Source organism: Streptomyces sp. NPDC056061 (genome assembly GCF_042266885.1).
Taxonomy (GTDB): domain Bacteria; phylum Actinomycetota; class Actinomycetes; order Streptomycetales; family Streptomycetaceae; genus Streptomyces.
Window position 1 is genome coordinate 25305 of sequence record NZ_JBHJWQ010000023.1, and the last position, 23144, is coordinate 48448.

The 23144-nt window shown below is 72.7% G+C and carries 19 protein-coding genes and 1 pseudogene; 15 read left to right on the forward strand and 5 right to left on the reverse strand.

Annotation, left to right across the window (positions count from 1 at the left end; translation table 11 throughout):
• The first annotated feature begins 104 nt into the window (after positions 1-104).
• The gene (locus tag ACFC79_RS27365) at positions 105-1205 is read left to right on the forward strand and encodes a S1C family serine protease (RefSeq protein ID WP_376245099.1); all 1101 of its coding nucleotides are present in this window, start codon (positions 105-107) and stop codon (positions 1203-1205) included.
• Positions 1206-1269: 64 nt separating this feature from the next.
• Here ACFC79_RS27365 and ACFC79_RS27370 read toward each other — a convergent pair whose 3' ends face one another.
• On the reverse strand, positions 1270-1488 hold the full coding sequence (locus ACFC79_RS27370; RefSeq protein WP_376245102.1) for a hypothetical protein: 219 nt from the start codon (positions 1486-1488) through the stop codon (positions 1270-1272).
• 314 nt (positions 1489-1802) lie between these two features.
• Between ACFC79_RS27370 and ACFC79_RS27375 the strand changes: the two genes are divergently transcribed.
• From ACFC79_RS27375 to ACFC79_RS27395, 5 genes are all read left to right on the forward strand, one after another.
• On the forward strand, positions 1803-3008 hold the full coding sequence (locus tag ACFC79_RS27375; RefSeq protein WP_376245104.1) for a bifunctional adenosylcobinamide kinase/adenosylcobinamide-phosphate guanylyltransferase: 1206 nt from the start codon (positions 1803-1805) through the stop codon (positions 3006-3008).
• 106 nt (positions 3009-3114) lie between these two features.
• A complete protein-coding gene (locus ACFC79_RS27380; RefSeq protein WP_376245107.1) occupies positions 3115-3954 on the forward strand; it encodes a class I SAM-dependent methyltransferase in 840 nt (279 codons plus the stop codon).
• Positions 3955-4130: 176 nt separating this feature from the next.
• Positions 4131-5249 (forward strand): nicotinate-nucleotide--dimethylbenzimidazole phosphoribosyltransferase, encoded by a 1119-nt coding sequence (cobT, locus tag ACFC79_RS27385; protein ID WP_376245110.1) that lies wholly within the window; start codon positions 4131-4133, stop codon positions 5247-5249.
• Between the two features lie 80 nt (positions 5250-5329).
• Positions 5330-7132: a phosphatidylglycerol lysyltransferase domain-containing protein gene (locus ACFC79_RS27390; protein WP_376245113.1), complete on the forward strand. Its 1803-nt coding sequence runs from the start codon at positions 5330-5332 to the stop codon at positions 7130-7132.
• Positions 7129-7863, forward strand: a complete 735-nt coding sequence (locus ACFC79_RS27395) for a hypothetical protein (protein ID WP_376245116.1) — start codon at positions 7129-7131, stop codon at positions 7861-7863. Before ACFC79_RS27390 ends, ACFC79_RS27395 begins: the two co-directional genes overlap by 4 nt.
• Here ACFC79_RS27395 and ACFC79_RS27400 read toward each other — a convergent pair.
• The gene (locus tag ACFC79_RS27400) at positions 7806-8567 is read right to left on the reverse strand and encodes a hypothetical protein (RefSeq protein WP_376245118.1); all 762 of its coding nucleotides are present in this window, start codon (positions 8565-8567) and stop codon (positions 7806-7808) included. The genes ACFC79_RS27395 and ACFC79_RS27400 overlap by 58 nt on opposite strands.
• An 89-nt stretch (positions 8568-8656) precedes the next feature.
• Between ACFC79_RS27400 and ACFC79_RS27405 the strand changes: the two genes are divergently transcribed.
• The gene (locus tag ACFC79_RS27405) at positions 8657-9436 is read left to right on the forward strand and encodes an adenosylcobinamide-GDP ribazoletransferase (RefSeq protein ID WP_376245121.1); all 780 of its coding nucleotides are present in this window, start codon (positions 8657-8659) and stop codon (positions 9434-9436) included.
• A 58-nt stretch (positions 9437-9494) separates the two neighbouring features.
• Here the strand turns inward: ACFC79_RS27405 and ACFC79_RS27410 are convergent.
• Positions 9495-9665 (reverse strand): annotated as a pseudogene (locus ACFC79_RS27410) (IS5/IS1182 family transposase); the annotation flags it as partial.
• A gap of 9 nt (positions 9666-9674) precedes the next feature.
• Entirely contained in the window at positions 9675-10517 is an 843-nt protein-coding gene (locus tag ACFC79_RS27415) for an endo alpha-1,4 polygalactosaminidase (RefSeq protein WP_376245124.1), read from the reverse strand.
• Positions 10518-10775: 258 nt separating this feature from the next.
• On the opposite strand from ACFC79_RS27415, the gene ACFC79_RS27420 reads away from it, so the two are divergent.
• The 7 genes from ACFC79_RS27420 to ACFC79_RS27450 all read left to right on the forward strand — a co-directional run bounded on the left by ACFC79_RS27420 (position 10776) and on the right by ACFC79_RS27450 (position 21435).
• Complete coding sequence (locus ACFC79_RS27420) at positions 10776-12320, forward strand: leucyl aminopeptidase (RefSeq protein ID WP_376245127.1); 1545 nt, start codon at positions 10776-10778, stop codon at positions 12318-12320.
• Positions 12321-12699: 379 nt separating this feature from the next.
• The gene (lpdA, locus tag ACFC79_RS27425) at positions 12700-14088 is read left to right on the forward strand and encodes a dihydrolipoyl dehydrogenase (protein ID WP_376245130.1); all 1389 of its coding nucleotides are present in this window, start codon (positions 12700-12702) and stop codon (positions 14086-14088) included.
• 62 nt (positions 14089-14150) lie between these two features.
• Complete coding sequence (gene sucB, locus ACFC79_RS27430) at positions 14151-15971, forward strand: 2-oxoglutarate dehydrogenase, E2 component, dihydrolipoamide succinyltransferase (protein WP_376245133.1); 1821 nt, start codon at positions 14151-14153, stop codon at positions 15969-15971.
• 196 nt (positions 15972-16167) lie between these two features.
• A complete protein-coding gene (locus ACFC79_RS27435; protein ID WP_376245135.1) occupies positions 16168-16791 on the forward strand; it encodes a GntR family transcriptional regulator in 624 nt (207 codons plus the stop codon).
• A gap of 265 nt (positions 16792-17056) precedes the next feature.
• Positions 17057-19723: a pyruvate dehydrogenase (acetyl-transferring), homodimeric type gene (gene aceE, locus ACFC79_RS27440; RefSeq protein WP_376245138.1), complete on the forward strand. Its 2667-nt coding sequence runs from the start codon at positions 17057-17059 to the stop codon at positions 19721-19723.
• A 105-nt stretch (positions 19724-19828) separates the two neighbouring features.
• Positions 19829-20800 carry a helix-turn-helix transcriptional regulator gene (locus ACFC79_RS27445; protein WP_376245141.1) on the forward strand — a complete coding sequence of 324 codons (972 nt, stop codon included), beginning with the start codon at positions 19829-19831 and terminating at the stop codon, positions 20798-20800.
• A gap of 113 nt (positions 20801-20913) precedes the next feature.
• Positions 20914-21435, forward strand: coding sequence for a DUF4240 domain-containing protein (locus tag ACFC79_RS27450; RefSeq protein WP_376245377.1), 522 nt, complete (start codon positions 20914-20916; stop codon positions 21433-21435).
• A 57-nt stretch (positions 21436-21492) separates the two neighbouring features.
• Here the strand turns inward: ACFC79_RS27450 and ACFC79_RS27455 are convergent, their stop codons facing one another.
• Positions 21493-22020 (reverse strand): GNAT family N-acetyltransferase, encoded by a 528-nt coding sequence (locus ACFC79_RS27455; RefSeq protein ID WP_376245144.1) that lies wholly within the window; start codon positions 22018-22020, stop codon positions 21493-21495.
• A gap of 97 nt (positions 22021-22117) precedes the next feature.
• Here ACFC79_RS27455 and ACFC79_RS27460 point away from each other — a divergent pair, with 97 nt between their 5' ends.
• Positions 22118-23017: a TIGR01777 family oxidoreductase gene (locus ACFC79_RS27460; RefSeq protein ID WP_376245147.1), complete on the forward strand. Its 900-nt coding sequence runs from the start codon at positions 22118-22120 to the stop codon at positions 23015-23017.
• Positions 23018-23144: the final 127 nt, after the last annotated feature.

The following is a 23144-nucleotide window of genomic DNA, read 5'->3' on the forward strand; positions in this document are numbered from 1 at the left end:
GGCCCTTCCCCGTCCCTCCCGACGGCTTCCGGAGGGGCCCGACGCATCACCCGCACGGCCGAATACAGCGGGCCGTCGCCGGGGCGAAAAGCAATGATCCGGACATGGACGCAATCCACTCCCGCCGCCGTGCGCAACGGCTGCTGCTGCCCATGACCGCAGGGGCCTGTGCGATCGCCCTGGTGAGCGGCTGCTCGGGCGAGGGCACCGGTTCGCAGGAGTCCGGCGCCACCACCGCGCCGGTCTCCTCGCGGCAGGGCTCCGTCTCCCGGGCGGCCGACGGCACGGACCTGCAGAGCCAATACGAGACCGTGATCAAGAACGTGCTGCCGTCGGTCGTGCAGATCGAGGCGCCCGCGGGGCTGGGGTCCGGCGTCGTCTACGACGCCGAGGGCCACATCGTCACCAACGCCCACGTGGTCGGCAGCGCGACAACGTTCAAGGTCACGACCGCCACCGGGGAGAAGGAGCTGAGCGCCTCCCTCGTGTACACCTACCCGGAACAGGACCTCGCCGTCATCAAGCTCGGCACCGTGCCGAAGGGCCTGAAGCCGGCGAAGTTCGGCAATTCGGAGAAGGTCGAGGTGGGGCAGATCGTGTTGGCGATGGGTTCCCCGCTCGGCCTGTCCTCCAGCGTCACGCAGGGCATCGTCTCCGCGGTCGGCCGGACCGTCAGCGAGGGGCGCGCCGGGGGCGGCACGGGCGCGACGATCGCGAACATGGTGCAGACCTCCGCGGCGATCAACCCGGGCAACAGCGGGGGCGCGCTGGTCAACCTGAACAGCGAGGTGATCGGCATCCCGACCCTGGCGGCGACGGACCCGGATCTGGGCGGCAGTGCGGCGCCGGGGATCGGTTTCGCGATCCCGGTGTCGATGGTGAAGACGGTCGCCGATCAGATCATCAAGAGCGGCCGGGTGATCGATTCGGGCCGGGCCGCCCTGAACATCACGGGACGCACTGTCGTCGACCAGAACTACCGGCCTGCCGGGGTGGCCCTGGTCAGGGTGGCCAGGGGCGGCGCCGCGGAGAAGGCGGGACTGCGGCCGGGCGACATCATCACCGGGATCGGTGACACGCCGGTCACCACGATCACCTCCCTGTCGGAGGCCCTTGCCTCGGACAAGCCCGGCCAGAAGGTCACGGTGACGTACCTGCGCAACGGGGCGCAGCGGACGGCCCAGGTCACGCTGGGCGAGATCTGAGGGCCGCCCGGTTCCGGCGGTGGGCCGCGCCGGGCGTGCCCGTCGCCGGAACCGGGACGCGAGATCAGCCCTGATCGGTCTGATCGGCCCGGAGGCTCATCGGGCCGTAGATCTTGGTGGTGTCCTCGAAGAGCGTCGCCTGCTCCGCCCCGCCGTCGAGGAGCTCCTGCCAGAACTCCCCGATCCAGGACTCCGCATCACCCTGCGTGGTGAATCCCTCCACCGGCAGGGCCGGCTCCGTCTCCGTACCGTCGGACTTCTCGAACCGCCATGTCCACGCCATGCACGCCTCCCGGGTCGCTCTGCTCACCGCAGCCTAGTGCCGCGACAGGCAACGTCTGCCCCGTCGCGACCCCCGGCACGCACGCTCGGCGCCGCACCGGCCGAAGACCCGCGCCCGTCGGCCCGCCCGCGTCCCGTACGGGGCCCACGACCGGCACGCCCGAGGCACGCGCCCCGCACCCGCTCCTCGACGGGCGGCGGCGCGGACCGGAACGGCTCACCGGCGCTCGGCGCCCCGCCCCGCTCCGTGCTCCGCCCCGGTACCGGACACCCCAGGGCGCGCATCCGCCACGCGAACGCGGGAGGATCAAAAGCGTGGAACTGACTCTGCTCGGCACCGGCGGCCCCGACGGGCTGCCGCGCCCCGAATGCCTCTGCGCCGCCTGCGCCACCTCCCGCGGGGCGCGTTCACGGGCCGCGACCGCGGTACTGGTCGACGACGCGCTGCTGCTCGATCTCACTCCGGGGGCCGTGTTCGCCGCCGCCCGCGCGGGGCATTCGCTCACCGGCGTGCGACAGGTCCTGCTCACCCATCCGCACGACGGGCCCGCCCTGGAGCTCCCCGCCGGGCTGCCGCCGGCCGGCCGGGTGCCGGACGGACGGGAGCTGACGCTGATCAGCGGCCACCGGGTGCGGGCGGTGCCGATGGACGCGCCGGGCACCGGCTACGAGGTGACCGCGCCGGAGGGCACCCGGCTGCTCTACCTGCCGCCGGGCGCCGCCCCCTCCGGCCTCACGGACCGGATGGCGCAGCCGTACGACGTGGTGGTCGGCGACGTGGTCGCACGTCCGGACGGGGTGGCGCGGCTGAGGGCCGCCGCGGCGATCGGACCGCACACCGAGATCATCGCCGTCCATCTGGACCACGACGCGCCGCCCGGCGCCGAGCTGGACCGGCGGCTCGCGGCGGCCGGCGCGCGGGCCGTGCCGGACGGGACGACGCTGGTGGCGGGCGAGTACCCCGCACTGCCCGTGGTGCCGCGGCGCACGCTGGTGACGGGCGGGGCCAGGTCGGGGAAGTCGGTGGAGGCCGAGCGCCGCCTGGAGACGTTCCCCGAGGTGGTGTACGTGGCGACCGGGGGCAGCCGGGAGGGCGACGCGGAATGGGCGGTCCGGGTCGGCCTGCACCGGGAGCGGCGGCCCGCCGCCTGGCGCACCGAGGAGACCTGTGAGCTGGTGGAGCTGCTGGAGTCGGACGACCGGACGCCGCTGCTGATCGACTGCCTGTCGCTGTGGCTGACGGACGCGATGGACCGGGTGGACGCCTGGGACGACACGGCGTGGGCGGGCGGCGGGCGCAGCGCGCTGCGGAAGCGGACCGCGGAGCTGGTGGCCGCCGTGCGCGGGACCCGTCGCACGGTCGTGGCCGTGACCAACGAGACCGGTTCCGGCGTGGTGCCCGCCACCGCTGCGGGGCGCCGGTTCCGGGACGAACTGGGGCGCCTGAACGCCGCGTTCGCCGACGAGTGCGAGCAGGTGCTGCTGGTCGTGGCCGGACAGGCGCTCGTGCTGCGCGGCTGACCGGCGGCCGGGCCGACGGGCCGCGATGCCGGGAAGCCGGAGGGCCGGGACACGGGACACGGGACACGCGGCGGCGCGGCGGAACCACGGACGAGGAGGAGCGGTCATGGCGCGGGTACGACCGATGCTGAGCGGGGTCCCCGAGACCCTGTTGTGGACGCTCTACAACCGGGCCCACGAGGCGGCGCAGCGCTATGCGGTGCTGGACGATCCGCTGGCCCCGAGGCTGCTGGAGGCCCTGGACTATCCCTTCGAGGAGCGGTTCGGGCGGCCGAACGCGTACTACGCGCAGCTCCAGGGGCTGCGTTCGCGCTGCTTCGACCTGGCCGTGCAGGAGTACCTCCTGGAACGGCCGAGGGCCACCGTGGTCGCCCTCGGCGACGGTCTGGAGACCGGTTTCTGGCGGGTGGACAACGGAACGCTGAACTGGCTGAGCGTGGAGCTTCCGGAAGTCGCCGAGCTGCGCCGGACTCTGCTGCCCACCTCGGAGCGGATGCGCGTCCTGGACCGGTCGGCGACCGATCCGGCGTGGCTGGACGAGATCGAGGACCCGCGCGGGCGCGGTGTCGTCGTCACGACGCAGGGGCTGCTCATGTACCTGCGTCCCCCGGAGGTGCGGGCGATCCTCGCGGCCTGCGCCGAACGGCTGCCGGGCGGCGTCCTCGTCATGGACTCGATGGCGCGCCGCCCCGCCCGGCACACGATGACCGGGCGGTGGAAGGTCGGCGGCATGACCATTCCGCCGATGCGCTGGGCGATGGACCCCGGTGAACGGCACAAACTGCTCGGCGCGCATCCGGGGATCACCGAGGTGCGAGCGCTGCGGCTGCCGCGGGGGCGGGGCGCGACGGGCGAGCTGATCCGGCTCCAGGCGATGCTGCCGGGGCTGCGGGCCCTGACGCCCGCGATGACCCGGCTGCGGTTCGGCGACACGGCGCCGCCGTGAGGCTCCCCCACCGGGGTGTCCGCCCGGTGGCCCCGGGCTCCACCGGGACGGCCCCGCGTGCCCGCCGGGTCGCTTCGTCCCCCCGGCTGCCGGAAACACGGCGGGTACTGTTCCGCAGTGAGCCCGCGCCGGGCTCGCCGGACCCACTCACGCATCGACCCGCGAGGCAGACCCCCGTGAATCTGGACGACTTCTCCGACCTGATCGAACGCCCCGACGGCGGTGTACGGCGCGATGCCGAGGAACGCCGGGAACGCCTCGTCGTCCCGCCGGGCGCGCTCGGCCGCCTGGACGAGTTGGGCGAATGGCTCGCCGCCGCCCAGCAGTCCGTGCCGGTCAAGACGATCGAGCGGCCGCGCGTGGTGCTCTTCGCCGGGGACCACGGGGTCGCCGAGCTGGGCGTCTCGGGACGTGCGGCCGGCAGCGCGCACGAGCTGGTGCGGGCCACGCTGGAGGGCGCGACCCCGCTCGCCGTGCTGGCCCGGCAGTTCTCCGTGCCGGTGCGGATCGTGGACGCCGGCCTGGACTGCGATCCGGAGCTGCTGCCGGAGTCCGTGGTGCGGCACCGGGTGCGGCGGGGCAGCGGCCGGATCGACGTCGAGGACGCCCTGACGGCCGAGGAGGCCGAGCGGGCGGTGCGGCTCGGCATGGCGATCGCCGACGAGGAGGCCGACTCGGGCACCGACCTCGTGGTGCTGGGAGACCTGAGCGTCGGCGGCACGACGGCGGCGGGCACGCTGATCGCGGCCCTGTGCGGCACGGACGCCTCGGTGGTCACCGGGCGCGGTGGTGCGGGCATCGACGACCTGGCGTGGATGCGCAAGTGCGCGGCGATCCGGGACGCGCTGCGCCGGGCCCGGCCGGTCCTCGGGGACCAGCTGGAGCTGCTGGCGACGGTGGGGGGCGCGGACCTTGCGGCGATGACCGGTTTCCTGCTCCAGTGCGCGGTGCGCAGGCTGCCGGTGATCCTGGACGGGGTGGTGTCGGCGGCCTGTGCGCTCGTCGGCCAGCGCGCGGCCTTCCGGGCGCCGGACTGGTGGCTGGCGGGCCAGACCAGCGGCGAACCGGCACAGGCCAAGGCGCTGGACCGGATGGCACTCAACCCGTTGCTGGACCACGGCGTCATCGTGGGCGAGGGAAGTGGGGCCCTGCTCGCACTCCCGCTCGTTCGGGCCGCGGCCGCGCTGGCGGCGGAGCTGCCCGAACGCGCACCCGTCGCCGATGGGGAGGGCGGCACCGGCGAGGAGGCCGACCGGAGCGGCACGACCGACACGATCGGCGCGACCGACGGCTGACGGACCCGACAGGGCTGTGGCCAACACCGGCCGCAGCGCGGTCCTCTCCCACGGCGCGATGCACCATATGATCGCTTTTCATGGGAGAGGTCCGATTGTCCACCGAGGATTCCGGGCGGGACGGCACCCGGGCACCGAGCACCGTCCGGTCACGCCGCAGTGCCGCGTTCGCCATCTGGTACCTGCGCGTCGTTTCGTTCATCAATTTCCTGAGCGCGGTCTGGGTCACTCTCGGCAACGATCTGCGTCGCCACAACACCGCCAACCTCTTCACCCCGTACCTGCTCACCGCGGGCTTCTCGTCCGGGGTGGTGGCGCTCTTCCTGGCGATCACCATGCGCCGCCGCAAGCGGGCCGCGTGGATCGTGAACATAGTGGTGAGCAGTCTGCTGCTGTTGCTGTTCGCCCTGGTGATCCCGTTCCCGGAGGTACGGCAGTACCCGCAGAACTGGATCTCGCTGCTCCTGACCGCGGTGTTCGTGCTGGCGCTGCTCCTGGGCCGGCGCGAGTTCTACGCCAAGGGCGACCGGTCCAACCCGAAGCTGGCCACCGCCGTCGCGGGCGTCGGGCTGCTGTTCACCTCGCTGATCGCGGCGGGCCTGGTCACGCTCACCAACACCGCCCACGACGAATACCGCTCGACCTTCCTGGACCGCTGGCGCTACGGCACCCTGCGCCTGGTGTCGATCGCCGACAACGACACCAACTACGACGGGATCACCACGCCGAGCTGGGTCAACGTCTCCATCAACATCCTCTCCACGCTGCTGCTGATCGCCGTCGTGTACGCGGCGTTCCGCTCCCGCCGGGCCGTCGACCCGATCACCCCCGACGACGAGGCCCGGCTGCGGGCCCTGCTCGACCGGCACGGGGACCGCGACTCGCTCGGCTACTTCGCGCTGCGCCGGGAGAAGAGCGTCATCTGGTCGCCGACCGGAAAGGCGGCCGTCGCCTACCGGGTGGTCGGCGGGGTCTCGCTGGCCTCCGGCGATCCGATCGGCGATCCGGAGGCATGGCCCGGGGCGATCGTGCCGTGGCTGGCCGAGGCCCGCGAGCACGGGTGGGTCCCGGCGGTGATGGGTGCGAGCGAGGAGGGCGGCACGATCTACGCGCGGCACGGCCTGGACGCGCTGGAACTGGGCGACGAGGCGATCGTGGAGACCGCCGAGTTCACCCTGGAGGGCCGGGCGATGCGGACCGTGCGCCAGGCGTACAACCGGGTGAAGCGGGCCGGGTACGACGTGACCGTGCGCCGTCACGAGGACATCCCGGACGACGAGATGGCCGAGCTGGTCCGCCGTGCCGACGACTGGCGGGACGGGGAGACCGAGCGCGGCTTCTCGATGGCGCTGGGCAGGCTCGGCGACCCGGCCGACGGCCGGTGCGTGATGCTCGAATGCCGTGACGCGCCCGCCGAGGAGGGCGGCAGGGGCGAACTGCGGGCCCTGCTGAGCTTCGTGCCGTGGGGACCGAACGGGCTCTCGCTGGACCTGATGCGCCGCGACCGGGAGGCCGAAAACGGCCTGATGGAGTTCATGGTGATCGAACTCCTCCAGCGCGCCGGGACGATCGGGGTGACTCAGGTATCGCTGAACTTCGCCATGTTCCGCTCGGTCTTCGAGCGGGGCTCACGGCTCGGTGCCGGACCGGTGCTGCGCCTGTGGCGCTCCATGCTCAGCTTCTTCTCGCGCTGGTGGCAGATCGAGTCGCTGTACCGCGCGAACGCCAAGTACCGGCCGATCTGGGAGCCGCGCTTCATGCTCTTCGAGAAGAGTTCCGACCTGCTGCGCATCGGCCTGTCCGCGGGCCGTGCCGAAGGGTTCCTGGAGGCGCCCGGTCTGCCCAAGTGGCTGCACCGCTCGCATCTCGGGACCGGTGGGTGAGACCCGTCGGCGTCCTGCGCGGGGCGGCCCGCCGCGAGTGGGCGCCACTGGCGGGGACCGTGCGCGCGGGGCTGGTGGGCCCCCCGCCGCGGGTGATCCCCCTGACGCTCGGCGCGGTCTGCCTGACGGGGCTGCTCCACGCGGCGCAGACCCGGCCGTGGGGCGTCGGCCCGGTGCTGGCCCTGGGGTCGGTGCGGGCCGAGGACCCGCTGTGGGCGGCCCTGCTGCGCACCCCGCTGTCGCTGTTCGTCCCGGCGCTCGACCTGCCGGCGTGGGGGGCGCTGGCGCAGATCCTGGTGGTGTTCGGGATCGCTGAGATCTGCCTGGGCCGGTGGCGCACGCTCGCGCTCGCCTACGTCGCCACCCTCGCCGGGACGCTGTACGCGCGGATCGGCATCGCGCTCGGCCCGGACGGGCCGTTCGGGCTTCCGGCGTCCGACGCCTCGGTGGTGGACACCGGCCCGTCGGCGGCGGTGGTCGGTCTCGCCGTGTACGTGTGCTTCATCCACCGGGCCCGGTTCACCGGCGGCCTGGTGATCGTGACGATGGTGGTCGAGGTGGTCCTCAAGAACAACCTGGCCGGGAAGGAGCATCTGGCGGCGATCGCCGCGGTGCTCGTGCTGTGCGCCGTCACGACCGCGCGGCACCGGCACCGCGCCGCGAACCGCCCCGCTCAGGACCTGCGTCCGGGGACCGGAACCCGGTCCGGCGCGCCTCCGATGAGGTCCTGAAGCCTGCGGCGCGGTCCCGCCCAGCGCACGTCGTGGTGGTAGGCGCGCAGGACCGCCCGGGCACGGGCGCGATGACGCCGGCGGTAGAAGCGCTTCGCCCACATCGAGGTGGGCCGGGCCAGCCGGACCGCGCCGATCAGCGCGACGAACGGGACGAGGGTGCCGAGCACCGCCATCCGCGCCTTGCCCTTGGACAGCGCGATCAGGACGAAGCAGAAGTTGACGACCAGGGTCAGGATCACGCCGAGCCTGCTCTGCTGCTCGTCGCTGCTCAGCTCGTTCACGCCGAACGGCGAGAACCCGGCCAGGACGAGCAGCACGAGGGCCGTGGTGAGCACCACGACCTCCACGCTCTGACGTCCCTCCTCGGTCCAGTACACGTCGTCGAGGTGGAGGATCAGGGCGAACTCGTCCAGCACCAGCCCGGCGCCCGCGCCGAAGACCACCGCGCAGATACCCGCCGAGACACCGTGCCGCCCGCTGGCCACCGCCCCGAAGCCCCCGACGACGCTCAGCACCACGCCGGGCACCACGTGGTGGATGTGCAGCCCACCGGGCGTGATGTTGCGGAACGGCCCCTTCCCCGCCCTGATCATCCGGGTGACGACCCGGGTGACGGCGAAGGTGAGCACGAACGCGGCAAGGGCGAGGAGCAGCGGCAGCTTGCCCGGCTCGATGATGTTCCGGTCGAACCAGTGACTCACACCACCCACCCTCGATTCGACAGCTTCCGTCACACTTCATCACGTTTTACCCAATCTATCGGCCGGTCGCAGCGATTAGCCTGCGCGCCGTGACCTTCCTGAACGGCCATGGCCTGCGTTTCGCCTTCGGCACCCTGACCGTGCTTCCCGTCCGCGTCACCCGGTGGGACCGGGACACCGCCCGCACCGGGATGCTCTGCGCCCCGCTCGCGGGCCTGGTGGTGGGGGTGCTCGCGGCGTCGGCGGGCGGCCTGTCGCTGCTGCTCGGCTCCGGCCCGCTGCTCGCCGCGGCGGCCTCCGCCGCCGTGCCCGCGGTGCTGACCCGGGGGCTGCACCTGGACGGTCTCGCGGACACCGCCGACGGCCTGGGGAGCGGCAGACCGGCCGACGACGCCCTGCGGATCATGAAGCGGTCGGACATCGGGCCGTTCGGCGTGATCACCCTGCTGTTCGTGCTGCTGGCCCAGGTGGCGGTCCTCGACCAGCTGTACGCGCGGGGCTGGGCGCACGGCGCGGCGGCGGCGGCCGTCTCCGCGGTCGCCGCCCGGCTGGCGCTGACCCTGGCCTCGCGCCGGGGCGTGCCGGCGGCGCGTCCGGAGGGGCTGGGGGCGGCGGTGGCGGGGACGGTCCCGGGGGCGGCGGCGGTGGCCGTCGGCGTCGGCGTGGTCGCCGCCTGCGCGGGGGCCGGTGCGCTGCTGGGTGGGTACGGGGCGCTGCGCCACGCCCTCGCCGCGACGGCCGCCCTCGCGGTCGCCCAACTCCTGCTGCGGCACTGCGTGCGGCGCTTCGGCGGGGTGACCGGCGACGTCTTCGGGGCGCTCGCCGAGACGGCGGCGACGACGGCCCTGGTGGTCCTGGCGCTCGGCTGAAGCGTGTTGCAGAAGGCTGTGGTCGGGCAGGTGGAGCCGGGATCCGTGACGTTGTGGATCAGGCGGCCAGGGCGTGGTCGTGGAGGGTGGCGACGGCTTGGACTGCGTAGTGGAGGCCGTTGCCGCGTCGCCGGCAGTCGCGGAGGATCTTGTGGTGCTTCAAGCGGACGAAGGCGTGTTCCACACGGGCCCGCACGCGTCGACGCTCGGCGTTGTCCGCTTCCTGACCGGACACGACCTACCCGGCCGCCGGGCACTCCTCGCGCCAGACGCCCAGTTCGTACTTCTTGAGCAACGAGCTGAGCCCCAGCTTCCGCGACGTGGCGCAGAACCGGGCGACCGGCAGTTCGTACTCCACGTGGAACACCGCCTTGCCGGCCTTCACGAACGGGGTGAGGCTTGCGCACTCGTCGTACTGCGCGCACTGCTCGTTGACCGCGAAGTCGAAGTCCGGTTCCAGTTCCGGGATCTGCCCGAGGTCGTTCTTCAGGCCGACGGCGAGTCCGTGGCGGTGCGCGATCCGGGCGATGAGCCGGTTGTAGCGCAGTTGGTCGGCGGCGGTCAGCGGGAAGCCCGTCGAATTGCGGTAGCCGTCCATGTTGTCGGGCTCGACCGCGTCGAAGCCCTTCCGCTCACACATCTCGATCCGCTTCTCCATCAGCGGCTCCAGGATGTCGGTACGGCGGATGTCGAGCCACCGCTCGCCCTCCCAGCCGTTGCCCCTCCCCAGGATCCGGGCGGGGAACTTCCCGGCGTCCGGGCGGAATTCCTCCCAGGCCCCGGTGGACAGGTAGCAGATCACCCGGCGGCCCCGGCGGTGCAGGTCGGCGACGGCCGACGCCTCGTTGTCGAAGCCGTCGATGTCGTACACCGGGACGTCCACCGTCGGATCGAGCCTGCCGGAGAGCTGCCACTGCCAGCCGATACCGGGCTTCGGCCGCCAACGGCCGCCGCCCTCGTCGCCGGGGCCCGGCTCCGGCTCCGCCGCGGTGCAGCCGGCCAGCAGCACCAGCAGCACCAGCACGGCGGCCGGCAGCGCCGGCCCCGGTCGTGTCACGCGGGCAGCCCCTCGGGCGCGCATGGTTCTCCCCCCTGTGTACGGCACCGTCGACGACCCTATGCGTACCGCTTCCTCCGGCGCCGCCGCCCCCGCCCCGGCCGTCCGCGACCGTGCGCACGACACGGCCGCGCGCCGTCGTCGGCCCGCCCCCGTGATCCCGCAGCAAAGGCGCGCGTAGGCTCATTCCCGGCACATTGCGGCGGCGTCTACGATGCGCCGGGCACGGTCGGCCCACCCATCGACCACCAACGAACTCAACGGAAGCGAGATTTCACCACCGTGACTGCTCTCACTCTCAGCACTGCAGGTGCGTCGACGCTGCGCGCCGACGCACTCGTCGTGGGCGTCGCCAAGGGCGCCAAGGGGCCGGTTCTCGCGCCGGGCGCCGAGGCCGTGGACAAGGCGTTCGACGGAAAGCTCGCCACCGTCCTCGATGCCCTGGGTGCCGCCGGTGCCGAGGGCGAGGTGACCAAGCTCCCCGCTCCCGACGGCCTCAAGGTCCCGGTCGTCGTCGCGGTCGGCCTCGGTTCCGCCCCGAAGAAGAACGAGGCGTACGACGCCGAGGCGCTGCGCCGCGCCGCAGGTTCGGCCGCCCGCGCCCTGACCGGTACGAAGAAGGCGGGTTTCGCACTGCCCGTCGAGTCCGCCGAGGACGCCGGGGCGATCGCCGAGGGCGCGCTCCTGGGCGCGTACGCCTTCACCGCGTACCAGGGCGGCGAGGACAAGCTCGCCCCCAAGGGCAAGAAGAACGGCAACGGCGCCAAGCTGCCGCTCGCCGAGGTCGCCCTGCTCGGCGCCAAGCCGCGCGACAAGGCGTACAAGGCCGCCGCCGAGCGCGCCACCGCGCTCGTCGAGGAGATCAACCGCGCCCGCGACCTGATCAACACCCCGCCGAACGACCTGTACCCCGAGTCCTTCGCCGCCGTGGCCACCGCCGCGGGCAAGGAGCACGGCATCAAGGTGCAGGTCCTCGACGAGAAGGCGCTCGTCAAGGGCGGCTTCGGCGGCCTGCTGGGCGTCGGGCAGGGCTCGGACCACGGCCCGCGCCTGGTGAAGCTCGCCTACACGCACCCGAAGGCGGAGAAGACCCTGGCCCTGGTCGGCAAGGGCATCACCTACGACTCGGGCGGCATCTCGCTGAAGCCGGCCGGCCACAACGAGACGATGAAGTGCGACATGAGCGGCGCCGCCGCCGTGTTCGCGGCCGTCGTCGCGGTCGCGCGCCTGGGCCTGCGGGTCAACGTCACCGGCTGGCTGGCGCTCGCGGAGAACATGCCGTCGGGCAACGCCACCCGCCCCGGTGACGTGCTGCGCATGTACAGCGGCAAGACCGTCGAGGTCCTCAACACCGACGCCGAGGGCCGTCTCGTCCTCGCCGACGCGCTGACCCGTGCCTCGGAGGAGAACCCGGACGCGATCGTCGACGTGGCGACCCTGACCGGTGCGATGGTCCTCGCGCTGGGCAACCGCACCTTCGGCATCATGGCGAACGACGACGCCTTCCGGACCTCCATCCACGAGATCGCCGAGGAGGTCGGCGAGGCATCCTGGCCGATGCCGCTCCCCGCCGACCTGCGCAAGGGCATGGACTCCCCGACCGCCGACATCGCCAACATGGGCGAGCGGATGGGCGGCGGCCTGGTGGCCGGTCTGTTCCTCCAGGAGTTCGTGGGCGAGGGCATCACCTGGGCGCACCTGGACATCGCGGGCCCGGCCTTCCACGAGGGCGCGCCGTACGGCTACACGCCGAAGGGCGGCACCGGTTCCGCGGTCCGCACGCTGGTGGGGCTGGCCGAGCGCACCGCGGCCGGCGACCTCGGCTGAGTTCTCGACCGACCTGCGGCCCCGGGCATACGTCCGGGGCCGTACGCGTTCCCCCCGTGGCATCACGGGGACCGATCCGGTCGTGGCGCGAACGCCGTCCCCCGCGGCGCCGACGAGGGCACCGCGGCGCGAAGGGGGTTTCGCTCTCGACGGAATCAGCAGCTCAGTACGGAGCGGTAACCCCTCGGGGCGGATGATCATCCTTCCCGGACCGGGCCCCGCGTCCCGCCGACCGCCGACAAGTGCGAAGATGGGTCTTCGGCAGGACAGGGCCCCCACCACAGGGCCGACAGACAAAGCGGCCGCACACCAGCCGACCGGCCGGTCATCCCCCAGCGACGGGGCCCGGCGTACGGCGCACATGCATGGAGGACGTGACGTGGCGAACGACGCCAGCACCGTTTTCGACCTAGTGATCCTCGGCGGCGGCAGCGGCGGTTACGCCGCGGCCCTGCGCGGGGCCCAGCTGGGCCTGGACGTCGCCCTGATCGAGAAGGGCAAGGTCGGCGGCACCTGCCTGCACAACGGCTGCATCCCCACGAAGGCGCTGCTGCACGCCGGCGAGATCGCCGACCAGGCGCGCGAGGCCGGCCAGTTCGGTGTCAAGGCCACCTTCGAGGGCATCGACATCAACGCCGTCCACGCGTACAAGGACGACGTCATCTCGGGCCTGTACAAGGGCCTGCAGGGTCTCATCGCCTCGCGCAAGGTCACCTACATCGAGGGCGAGGGCCGGCTCTCCTCCCCCACCTCGGTGGACGTGAACGGCCAGCGCGTCCAGGGCCGCCACGTGCTGCTCGCGACCGGCTCCGTGCCGAAGTCGCTGCCGGGCCTGGAGATCGACGGCAACCGGATCATCTCCTCGGACCACGCGCTGAAGCTGGACCGCGTCCCGAAGTCGGCGATCGTGCTGGGCGGCGGCGTCATCGGCGTCGAGTTCGCCTCGGCGTGGACGTCCTTCGGCACCGAGGTCACGATCGTCGAGGGCCTGAAGCACCTCGTCCCGGTCGAGGACGAGAACAGCTCGAAGCTTCTTGAGCGCGCCTTCCGCAAGCGCGGCATCAAGTTCAACCTCGGCACGTTCTTCCAGAGCGCCGAGTACACCCAGGACGGCGTCAAGGTCACCCTCGCCGACGGCAAGACCTTCGAGGCGGAGGTGCTGCTGGTCGCCATCGGCCGCGGCCCGGTCTCGCAGGGTCTGGGCTACGAGGAGGCCGGCGTCGCGATGGACCGCGGCTACGTCCTCGTCGACGAGTACATGCAGACCAACGTGCCCACCGTCTCGGCCGTGGGCGACCTGGTCCCGACGCTCCAGCTCGCGCACGTCGGCTTCGCCGAGGGCATCCTGGTCGCGGAGCGGCTGGCCGGTCTGAAGCCCGTCCCGATCGACTACGACGGTGTCCCGCGGGTGACGTACTGCCACCCCGAGGTCGCCTCCGTGGGCATCTCCGAGGCCAAGGCCAAGGAGCTCTACGGCGCGGACAAGGTCGTCGCCCTGAAGTACAACCTCGCGGGCAACGGCAAGAGCAAGATCCTGAAGACCGCGGGCGAGATCAAGCTCGTCCAGGTCAAGGACGGTGCGGTGGTCGGCGTCCACATGGTCGGTGACCGTATGGGCGAGCAGGTCGGCGAAGCCCAGCTGATCTACAACTGGGAGGCGCTGCCCGCCGAGGTCGCGCAGCTCATCCACGCCCACCCGACTCAGAACGAGGCGCTCGGCGAGGCCCACCTGGCTCTGGCCGGCAAGCCCCTCCACTCCCACGACTGATCCCGCCGACCGGGCGCGACGACCGACCAACTTCCGCACATTCGTAAGGAGCAACCGAAACCATGTCGGTTTCCGTAACCCTTCCGGCGCTCGGTGAGAGCGTCACCGAGGGCACTGTCACCCGCTGGCTGAAGGCCGAGGGCGAGCGCGTCGAGGCCGACGAGCCGTTGCTCGAGGTCTCGACCGACAAGGTCGACACCGAGATCCCGGCTCCCGCGGCCGGCGTCCTCACGTCCATCAAGGTCGCCGAGGACGAGACCGTCGAGGTCGGCGCCGAGCTGGCCGTCATCGACGACGGCACGGGCGCGCCCGCCGCAGCGGCGGCCCCCGCCGCTGCCGAGCCCGCGGCCGCTCCGGCCCCGGCTCCGGTCGCCGAGGTCCCCGCCGCACCGGCCCCGGCCGCCGTGGCCGAGGCCCCCGCCGCCGCTCCGGCCGGTGGCGCGGCCGGCACCGACGTCACCCTTCCCGCGCTCGGCGAGAGCGTCACCGAGGGCACCGTCACCCGCTGGCTGAAGGAGGTCGGCGAGGAGGTCACGGAGGACGAGCCCCTCCTGGAGGTCTCCACGGACAAGGTCGACACCGAGATCCCCGCCCCGGTCTCCGGCGTGCTGCTGGAGATCGTGGTCGCCGAGGACGAGACCGCCGAGGTCGGCGCCAAGCTCGCGGTGATCGGCGCCCCGGGTGCCGCTCCGGCCGCTGCCCCGGCCGCCCCGGCCGCGGCTCCGGCTCCGGCCGCCCCCGCCCCGGTCGCTGCCCCGGCTCCGGCCGCTCCCGCCCCGGCCCCCGCACCGGTGGCTCCGGCTGCTCCGGCCCCGGCCGCTCCGGCTGCTCCGGCTCCGGCACCCGCTGCTCCGGCCCCGGCCCCGGCTGCACCGGCCGCTCCGGCACCCGCCGCCCCGGCTCCGGCCCCGGTCGCCCCGGCCGCGCCCTCCGTCGACGACGGTGCGTACGTCACGCCGCTGGTCCGCAAGCTCGCCGCCGAGAACGGTGTCGACCTGGGCGCGGTCAAGGGCACCGGTGTCGGTGGCCGTATCCGCAAGCAGGACGTCGTCGCCGCCGCGGAGGCCGCCAAGGCCGCCGCCGCCCCGGCGCCCGCCGCCCCCGCTGCGACCGCCGGAGGCCATGCCGCCGCCAAGGCGCCGAAGCTGGAGGCGTCCCCGCTGCGCGGTCAGACGGTCAAGATGACCCGCATGCGCAAGGTCATCGGCGACAACATGATGAAGGCGCTGCACTCGCAGGCCCAGCTGACCTCGGTCGTCGAGGTCGACGTCACGAAGCTCATGAAGCTGCGCGCCCGGGCCAAGGACGCGTTCGCGGCCCGCGAGGGCGTCAAGCTGTCCCCGATGCCGTTCTACGTCAAGGCGGCGGCCCAGGCGCTGAAGGCCCACCCGGTCATCAACGCCCGGATCAACGAGGACGAGGGCACCATCACGTACTTCGACTCGGAGAACATCGGCATCGCCGTGGACGCCGAGAAGGGTCTGATGACGCCGGTCATCAAGGGTGCGGGCGACCTGAACATCGCCGGCATCTCGAAGAAGACCGCCGAGCTGGCCGGCAAGGCCCGCGGTGGCGGCCTGACGCCGGACGACATGTCCGGGGCCACCTTCACCATCAGCAACACCGGCTCGCGCGGTGCGCTGTTCGACACCGTCATCGTGCCCCCGAACCAGGCCGCCATCCTGGGCATCGGTGCCACGGTCCGCCGCCCGGTGGTCATCGACCACCCGGACCTCGGCGAGACGATCGCGGTGCGCGACATGACGTTCCTGTCGCTCTCCTACGACCACCGTCTGGTGGACGGCGCTGACGCCGCCCGTTACCTGACCACGGTCAAGGCGATCCTGGAGGCCGGTGAGTTCGAGGTCGAGCTCGGCCTCTGAACACCGCGGCTGTAACCAGCCTCACCGGCGGCGCCCCCGCCCGGAACTCCTCCGGGCGGGGGCGCCGCCGTATTGTCTAGTGCTGTGACCGGGAAGGATTGCCGGTGAACCCTTCCGGTCGCCGCGTCGAAGACCGCCGGTCGCCCGGAGGCCGTGATGGCGCGGACAGCACCGGTTTGCCCCGAAGGAGCTCCTCATGACCCCGCCCGTCGTCCACTCGCTGCGCGAACAGATCCGCGAGCACATCGTGGACGGGATCGTCAGCGGGCGCTGGAAGCCGGGCGAACGGATCGTGGAGCGGCGCATCGCCACCGAGCTGGAGGTCAGCCAGACGCCCGTGCGGGAGGCCCTGCGCGAACTGGAGACCCTCCGGCTGATCGAGTCGGCCCCCAACAAGGGCGTGCGGGTCCGCAACCTCACCGCGGCCGACCTGGAGGAGAGCTATCCGGTCCGGGCCGGTCTGGAGCAGATCGCCGCGGAGCTGGCGGCCCCGGTCCTGGGCGAGGACTGCTCGCGCCTGGCCCCGCACGTGACCGCGCTCTACGAGGCCGACCGGCTCGCCGACGGCGAGGCTCAGGTGCGGCACACCGTGGCGTTCCACCGCGAGATGGTCCGTGCCGCCGGAAACGCCGTACTGCTGCACACCTGGGAGGGGCTGGGCATCGAGGTGTTCACCGCCCTGTCGATCCGGTGGCTGGGCACGGTGCAGAAGTCGTACGCGGAGGAGCACGAGGCGCTCATCGAGGCGTTCCTGCGGAAGGACCCGGACATCGGGCCGCTGGTCAAGGCGCACGTGCTCGGCTGCGCGCCGCGCGCCTGAGCGAAGGAAGCGGGCGGCGCATCTGATGCGGGGCGTGCTCGGCCGTGCAGAACGGCGCCCCATTTATGTGATTAATCCCGTCACTCCGTGCCCCGTTTCGCGGCACGGAATGCCAATTTCTTCATATCGAGAAGTTTTGCCCTTCATCCTTTGATCGATCATCGATCGGCGACTTACAGTTCACTCGCGGGCTCACCGGCCCCATCGCCCTGTCCTGCCAGTCAGGGCCTTCTCCACCCCCCTCCCACTCCGGAAGGCGGCGATCATGACCGACCTCGTAAAGCTTCCGAGCGAGCTCGACCAGCTCCCGGACCGCGACCCCGAGGAGACCGCCGAATGGGCGGCCTCCCTGGACGCCGTGACCAAGGCCGCGGGCCCGCACCGCGCCGCGTACCTGATGCGCCGCTCCCTCCAGCACGCCGAGGGCGCCGGTCTCGCGCTGCCCAAGCTGCTGGAGACCGACTACGTCAACACCATCCCGACCGCCGCCGAGCCCGAGTTCGACGGCGACCTGGAGATGGAGAGCAGGATCACCGCCTGGAACCGCTGGAACGCGGCCGCGATGGTCACCCGGGGCTCCCGGCTCGGCGTCGGCGGCCACATCGCCACCTTCGCCTCGGCGGCCTGGCTCTACGAGACCGGCTTCAACCACTTCTTCCGCGGCAAGGAGGGGGACGGTTCCGGCGACCAGCTCTACGTCCAGGGCCACGCCTCCCCCGGCATCTACGCCCGCGCCTTCCTCGACGGGCGGCTCGGCGAGCAGCAGCTCGACAACTTCCGCCAGGAGGCGGGCGGCGACGGTCTGCCGTCCTACCCGCACCCGCGCCGGCTGCCCTGGCTGTGGGAGTTCCCCACCGTGTCGATGGGCCTCGGCCCGCTCTCCGCGATCTACCAGGCGCGCTTCAACCGCTACCTGCACAACCGCGGCATCAAGGACACGTCGAACTCGCACGTCTGGGCCTTCCTCGGCGACGGCGAGATGGACGAGCCCGAGTCGACCGCCGCCCTGGCCCTCGCGGCCCGTGAGCGGCTCGACAACCTGACCTTCGTCATCAACTGCAACCTGCAGCGCCTCGACGGCCCGGTCCGCGCCAACTTCCGCGTCGTCCAGGAGCTGGAGGGCGCCTTCCGCGGCGCCGGCTGGAACGTCGTCAAGACGCTCTGGGGCAGCGCCTGGGACGAGCTGTTCCAGCTGGACACCGCCGGCGCGCTGGTCCGTCGGCTCCGCGAGGTCCCGGACGCCCAGTTCCAGACGTACGCCACCCGCGACATCGCGTACATCCGGGAGCACTTCTTCGGCGCCGAGCCCGCACTCGCCGAGCTGGCGAAGCTGCTCACCGACGCGAAGATCGCCGAGTGCTTCTACACCTCGCGCGGCGGCCACGAGCCCCGCAAGGTGTACGCGGCGTACCGGGCCGCCCTGGCGCACAAGGGCGCGCCGACCGTGATCCTCGCCCAGACGGTGAAGGGCTTCACGCTCGGCAAGGGCTTCGAGTCCAAGAACGCCAACCACCAGATGAAGAAGCTGTCCGTCGACGAGTTCAAGGACATGCGCGAGCTGCTCGGGCTCCCGATCCCGGACAGCGCGTTCGCCGACGGCCTGGTGCCCTACGGCCACCCGGGCGCCGACTCGCCGGAGGTGCGCTACCTCCAGGAACGCCGTGCCGCCCTCGGTGGCCCCGCCCCGGCCCGCCGGGTGCACGCGGTGGCGCTGCCGGAGCCCGAGGAGCGTGCGTTCGCCACGCTGAAGAAGGGTTCCGGCAAGCAGGAGATGGCCACCACGATGGCCTTCGTCCGCCTCGTCAAGGACCTGATGCGGGACAAGGAGACCGGCAGGCGCTGGGTTCCGATCGTCCCGGACGAGGCCCGCACCTTCGGCATGGAGTCGCTGTTCCCGTCGGCCGGCATCTACTCGCCGCTGGGCCAGACGTACGAGCCGGTCGACCGCGACCAGCTGATGTACTACAAGGAGGCCAAGGACGGCCAGATCCTCAACGAGGGGATCACCGAGGCCGGTGCGATGGCCGACTTCATCGCCGCGTCCACGTCGTACGCGACGCACGGCGAGCCGATGATCCCCTTCTACATCTTCTACTCGATGTTCGGCTGGCAGCGCACCGGCGACCAGTTCTGGCAGCTCGGCGACCAGCTCGGCCGCGGTTTCGTGGTCGGTGCCACGGCGGGCCGGACGACGCTGACGGGCGAGGGCCTCCAGCACGCCGACGGCCACTCGCACCTGATCGCCGCCACCAACCCGGCCGCGCTCAACTACGACCCCGCATTCGCGTACGAGATCGCGGTGATCGTCAAGGACGGTCTGCGCCGGATGTACGGCCCCGACGCGGAGAACGTCTTCTACTACCTGACGGTCTACAACGAGCCGAAGCCGCAGCCCGCGATGCCGGAGGGTGTCGAGGAGGGCATCCTCAAGGGGCTCTACCGCTTCAAGGAGGGCACGCCCGCGACGGCGGACGCCCCGCGCGTCCAGCTGCTGGCCTCCGGCACGGCGATCCACTGGGCCCTGGCGGCGCAGGAGCTGCTGGCCGCGGACTGGGGTGTCACGGCCGACGTCTGGTCCGCCACTTCGTGGGGCGAGCTGCGCCGGGAGGCCATGGAGTGCGACGAGGCGCTGCTCCGGGGCGAGCAGCGGGTGCCGTACGTGACCCGGGCGCTGGAAGGCGCCCCGGGCCCGGTGCTCGCGGTCAGCGACTGGATGCGGCAGGTCCCGGACCAGATCAGCCAGTGGGTGGAGCAGGACTGGTCCTCGGTCGGCACGGACGGTTTCGGCCTGTCGGACACCCGTGACGCCGCCCGCCGCCACTTCGGCGTCGACGCCCAGTCGATCACGGTCGCGGCGCTGGCCCAGCTGGCCCGTCGCGGCGAGCTGAACGCGTCCGCGGTCAAGGAGGCCCGGGAGCGCTACGGGCTGTGAGGCGATGCGGTGGCCGGGCCCGTCCCGGTCACCGCTTTGGGCCGTCGGTCCGTTCCGTTCCCGTCCTCGGCCGGGGCGGACCGGGCCGACGGCCACAATGGCCTCATGCGTGCCGCCCGTCTCATCAAAATGGTGCTGCTCCTGCAGTCCCGTCCCGTCATGACCGCTGCCGAGCTCGCCCATGAGCTGGAGGTGTCCGAGCGCACCGTCACCCGGGACGCGCAGGCCCTCTCCGAGGCGGGCGTCCCGGTGTACGCGGACCGGGGCAGGGCCGGTGGCTACCGGCTGATCGGCGGGTACCGCACACGCCTCACCGGCCTCGCCCGCACCGAGGCCGAGGCACTCTTCCTCTCCGGACTGCCGTCCGCCCTGCGCGAGATGGGTCTGGAGGACGCCGCGTCCGCCGCCCGGCTCAAGGTGTCGGCGGCCCTGCTCCCGTCGTTGCGCAACGCCTCGGACAGCGCCGCCCGTCGCTTCCATCTGGACGCCCCCGGCTGGTACCAGGAGCCGGTCACACCCGAGCTGCTGCCCGTGGTCGCGGAGGCGGTCTGGGACGACCGGATGGTCCGCGCCCGCTACCGCCGGAGCGGCCGGGACGAGGACGTGGAACGGGTCCTCGCCCCGTACGGGCTCGTCCTGAAGGCCGGGGTCTGGTATCTCTGCGCGCGGGTGGCGGACGACTTGCGGGTGTACCGGATCGACAGGTTCTCGGCCGTCGAGGTGACGGACGAACGGTTCACCCGGGACGAGGGCTTCGACCTGCCGGGGTTCTGGGAGGAAAGGGCCGCGCAGTTCGCCCGCTCGCTGCTGCGCACCGAGGCGACGGTGCGGGTGTCCGCGGAAGGCGTACGCCGACTGCCGTACGTGATGGACCGTTCGGCGGTCCGGGAGGCCCTGGGAACGGCCGGCCCGCCCGACGCGCAGGGGTGGCGCACGGTCACGCTGCGTGTCGAGACCCTCGATATCGCGTACAGCCAGCTCCTGGGCCTGGGCGCGGAGTTGGAGGTTCTCGGCCCCGCTCCGCTGCGGGACCGTTTCGCCACCGCGGCACAGCGACTGCACGAGCTGTATCGCTGACGCCCCGGGGAGCAGGAGCGAGCGGGCTCCCCACCCCTCGCCGGGTCGCAGGCTCCTCCTTCGCCCGCCGTCCGCGTGCGGCGCGCGACGGCACGCCCGATGCTGGTTCCGTGATGGACGAGACGGAGTTCTGGGAGATCGTCGACAGCACCCGCGGGGCCGCCGAGGGCGACCCCGAGGATCAGGCCGACCTGCTCGTCGAACGGCTGCTGGGGCTGGACCCGGAGGCCGTGCTGGACTTCGCCAGGCACTTCGAGGCCCGATACCACCGCGCGTACCGCTGGGACGTGTGGGGCGCCGCCGCCGTGCTGCTGCGCGGGGCGAACGAGGACGCCTTCGACTTCTTCCGCTGCTGGCTGATCGGGCAGGGCCGGGAGGTCTTCGAGGGCGCGCTGCACGATCCGGACGGCCTCGCCGATCTCCTCGACGACTTCGACGAGGAGATCGACGGCGACGGCGAGGATCTCGGCTTCGCCGCCGACGAGGCGTACGAACAGCTCACCGGCACGGTCACCCCGGACCTCGGACTGCCGCCCCAGGCCGAGGAACCGGAGGGTGTCCCGTTCGGCGTCGAGGACGAGGCGGCACTCGCCGAACGCTTCCCCGCGCTCTGGGAGCGGTTCCGGGGCGCCTGAGAAGGGCGGGGGCCGGGACCGTCGACGGGAACCGGGACGCCTGCGAGGGGGCCCGGGTCACGGGGCGAGCGAACGGCCCATCATGACGTCGTCGACGTATCGGCCGTCCAGGAAGAACTCACCGGGCAGCACGCCCTCGACGACGAATCCCTCCGAGGCGTACAGGGCGCGCGCGGGAGCGTTGTGCCCGAGCACCCGCAGCGTCATCCGGTTGGCTCCGTCGTCCCGTGCCGCCGCGCACGCGGCCCGCAGCAGGGTCCTGGCCACCCCGCGACCGCGCGCCCACTCGGCCACCGCCAGGCCCTGGATCTGCCGGACATGCGCGTTGCAGGCCAGCGGGGTCGGCGGGACCACCCTGACGTACCCGGCGATCCCCGGCTCGCCCGCCGCGTTCTCCGACTCGGCGACGAGGAAGTCCTCGGGGGTGTGCCGGTCGTCGAAGAAGGGCTCGTACGGCGGCTGCGGCCTCGGCATCACCGCGTGCAGGGTCGACCAGGTGGAGCGGTCCAGTTCGGCGAGGGCGGCATCGTCGGCGGCGGTCGCTGGACGGACGGAACACGCCGGGCGTATGTGAATCTCGGACATGCGCGCCACTGTGCCACGCCGGGCCCCGCCGGTCAGCCCCTTTTGCCCCGGCCCGGCCGGTGGGGCATCCGGGAGTCGCTGAGGCAGGATGGATTCCATGCTGCACTCCCGTATCGCTGTCACCGGGGCGTCCGGACTCGTCGGAGCGGCGCTCGTCCGCTCGCTGCGGGCGGACGGCCGCGAGGTCGTGCGTCTGGTGCGCCGCCCGGCACGGGCCGGTGACGAGGTGGAGTGGGACCCCCGCCGCCGGTACGTCGACGTGGCCGGCCTGGTGGGGTGCGACGCCGTCGTCCATCTCGCCGGTGCCGGGGTCGGCGACCATCGCTGGACAGCGGCGTACAAGCGGGAGATCCGGGACAGCCGGGTGCTCGGCACGACCGCCGTCGCCGAGGCCGTCGCCTCGCTGGACGTGCCGCCGAAGGTGCTGGTCTCCGGATCGGCCGTCGGCTACTACGGCGACACCGGGGACCGCGCGGTCGACGAGAGCGCCCCGGCCGGCGAGGGGTTCCTGCCGTCGGTGTGCGTGGAGTGGGAGGCGGCGACGGCCGCCGCCCAGGAGGCGGGCGTGCGGACGGTGCACGCCCGCACCGGTCTGGTCGTCGGCCGGGCGGGCGGGGCCTGGGGCCGGCTCTTCCCGCTGTTCAGGGCCGGACTCGGCGGACGGCTGGGCGACGGGCGCCAGTACTGGAGCTTCATCGCGCTGCACGACGAGGTCGCGGCGCTGCGGCACGTCCTGGACACGGAGTCCCTTTCGGGGCCGGTGAACCTGACCGGGCCCGACCCGGTCACCAATGCCGAGGTGACCGCCGCCATGGGGCGGGTACTGCGCCGCCCCACCGTGCTGACCGCCCCGGCCCCGGCCCTGCGGCTCGCCCTCGGGGACTTCGCCCAGGACGTGCTGGGCAGCCAGCGCGTCCTGCCGGTCCGGCTGCTGGACTCCGGCTTCGTCTTCGCCTTCCCGGGCATCGACGCCGCGATCCGTGCGGCACTGCGCTGAACGACCGCACACCCCGCCCGAGGAGCCCGTACGAGGAACCTGTACGAGCCCGTACGCGGGCCGAGCGGGGCCGTCCCGTGCGTCGGCGAGGACCGTGCAGGGCACCCGGCACGTCGGCGAGGCCCGC

Coding starts and splice junctions, on each gene's coding strand:
- ACFC79_RS27380 (WP_376245107.1), top strand. CDS start 3,115: ATGGCGCGGGTACGACCGATGCTGAGCGGGGTCCCCGAGACCCTGTTG.
- ACFC79_RS27445 (WP_376245141.1), top strand. CDS start 19,829: ATGCGTGCCGCCCGTCTCATCAAAATGGTGCTGCTCCTGCAGTCCCGT.
- ACFC79_RS27455 (WP_376245144.1), bottom strand. CDS start 22,020: ATGTCCGAGATTCACATACGCCCGGCGTGTTCCGTCCGTCCAGCGACC.
- sucB (WP_376245133.1), top strand. CDS start 14,151: ATGTCGGTTTCCGTAACCCTTCCGGCGCTCGGTGAGAGCGTCACCGAG.
- ACFC79_RS27460 (WP_376245147.1), top strand. CDS start 22,118: ATGCTGCACTCCCGTATCGCTGTCACCGGGGCGTCCGGACTCGTCGGA.
- ACFC79_RS27370 (WP_376245102.1), bottom strand. CDS start 1,488: ATGGCGTGGACATGGCGGTTCGAGAAGTCCGACGGTACGGAGACGGAG.
- ACFC79_RS27415 (WP_376245124.1), bottom strand. CDS start 10,517: ATGCGCGCCCGAGGGGCTGCCCGCGTGACACGACCGGGGCCGGCGCTG.
- ACFC79_RS27390 (WP_376245113.1), top strand. CDS start 5,330: ATGGGAGAGGTCCGATTGTCCACCGAGGATTCCGGGCGGGACGGCACC.
- aceE (WP_376245138.1), top strand. CDS start 17,057: ATGACCGACCTCGTAAAGCTTCCGAGCGAGCTCGACCAGCTCCCGGAC.
- ACFC79_RS27365 (WP_376245099.1), top strand. CDS start 105: ATGGACGCAATCCACTCCCGCCGCCGTGCGCAACGGCTGCTGCTGCCC.
- ACFC79_RS27435 (WP_376245135.1), top strand. CDS start 16,168: ATGACCCCGCCCGTCGTCCACTCGCTGCGCGAACAGATCCGCGAGCAC.
- ACFC79_RS27450 (WP_376245377.1), top strand. CDS start 20,914: ATGGACGAGACGGAGTTCTGGGAGATCGTCGACAGCACCCGCGGGGCC.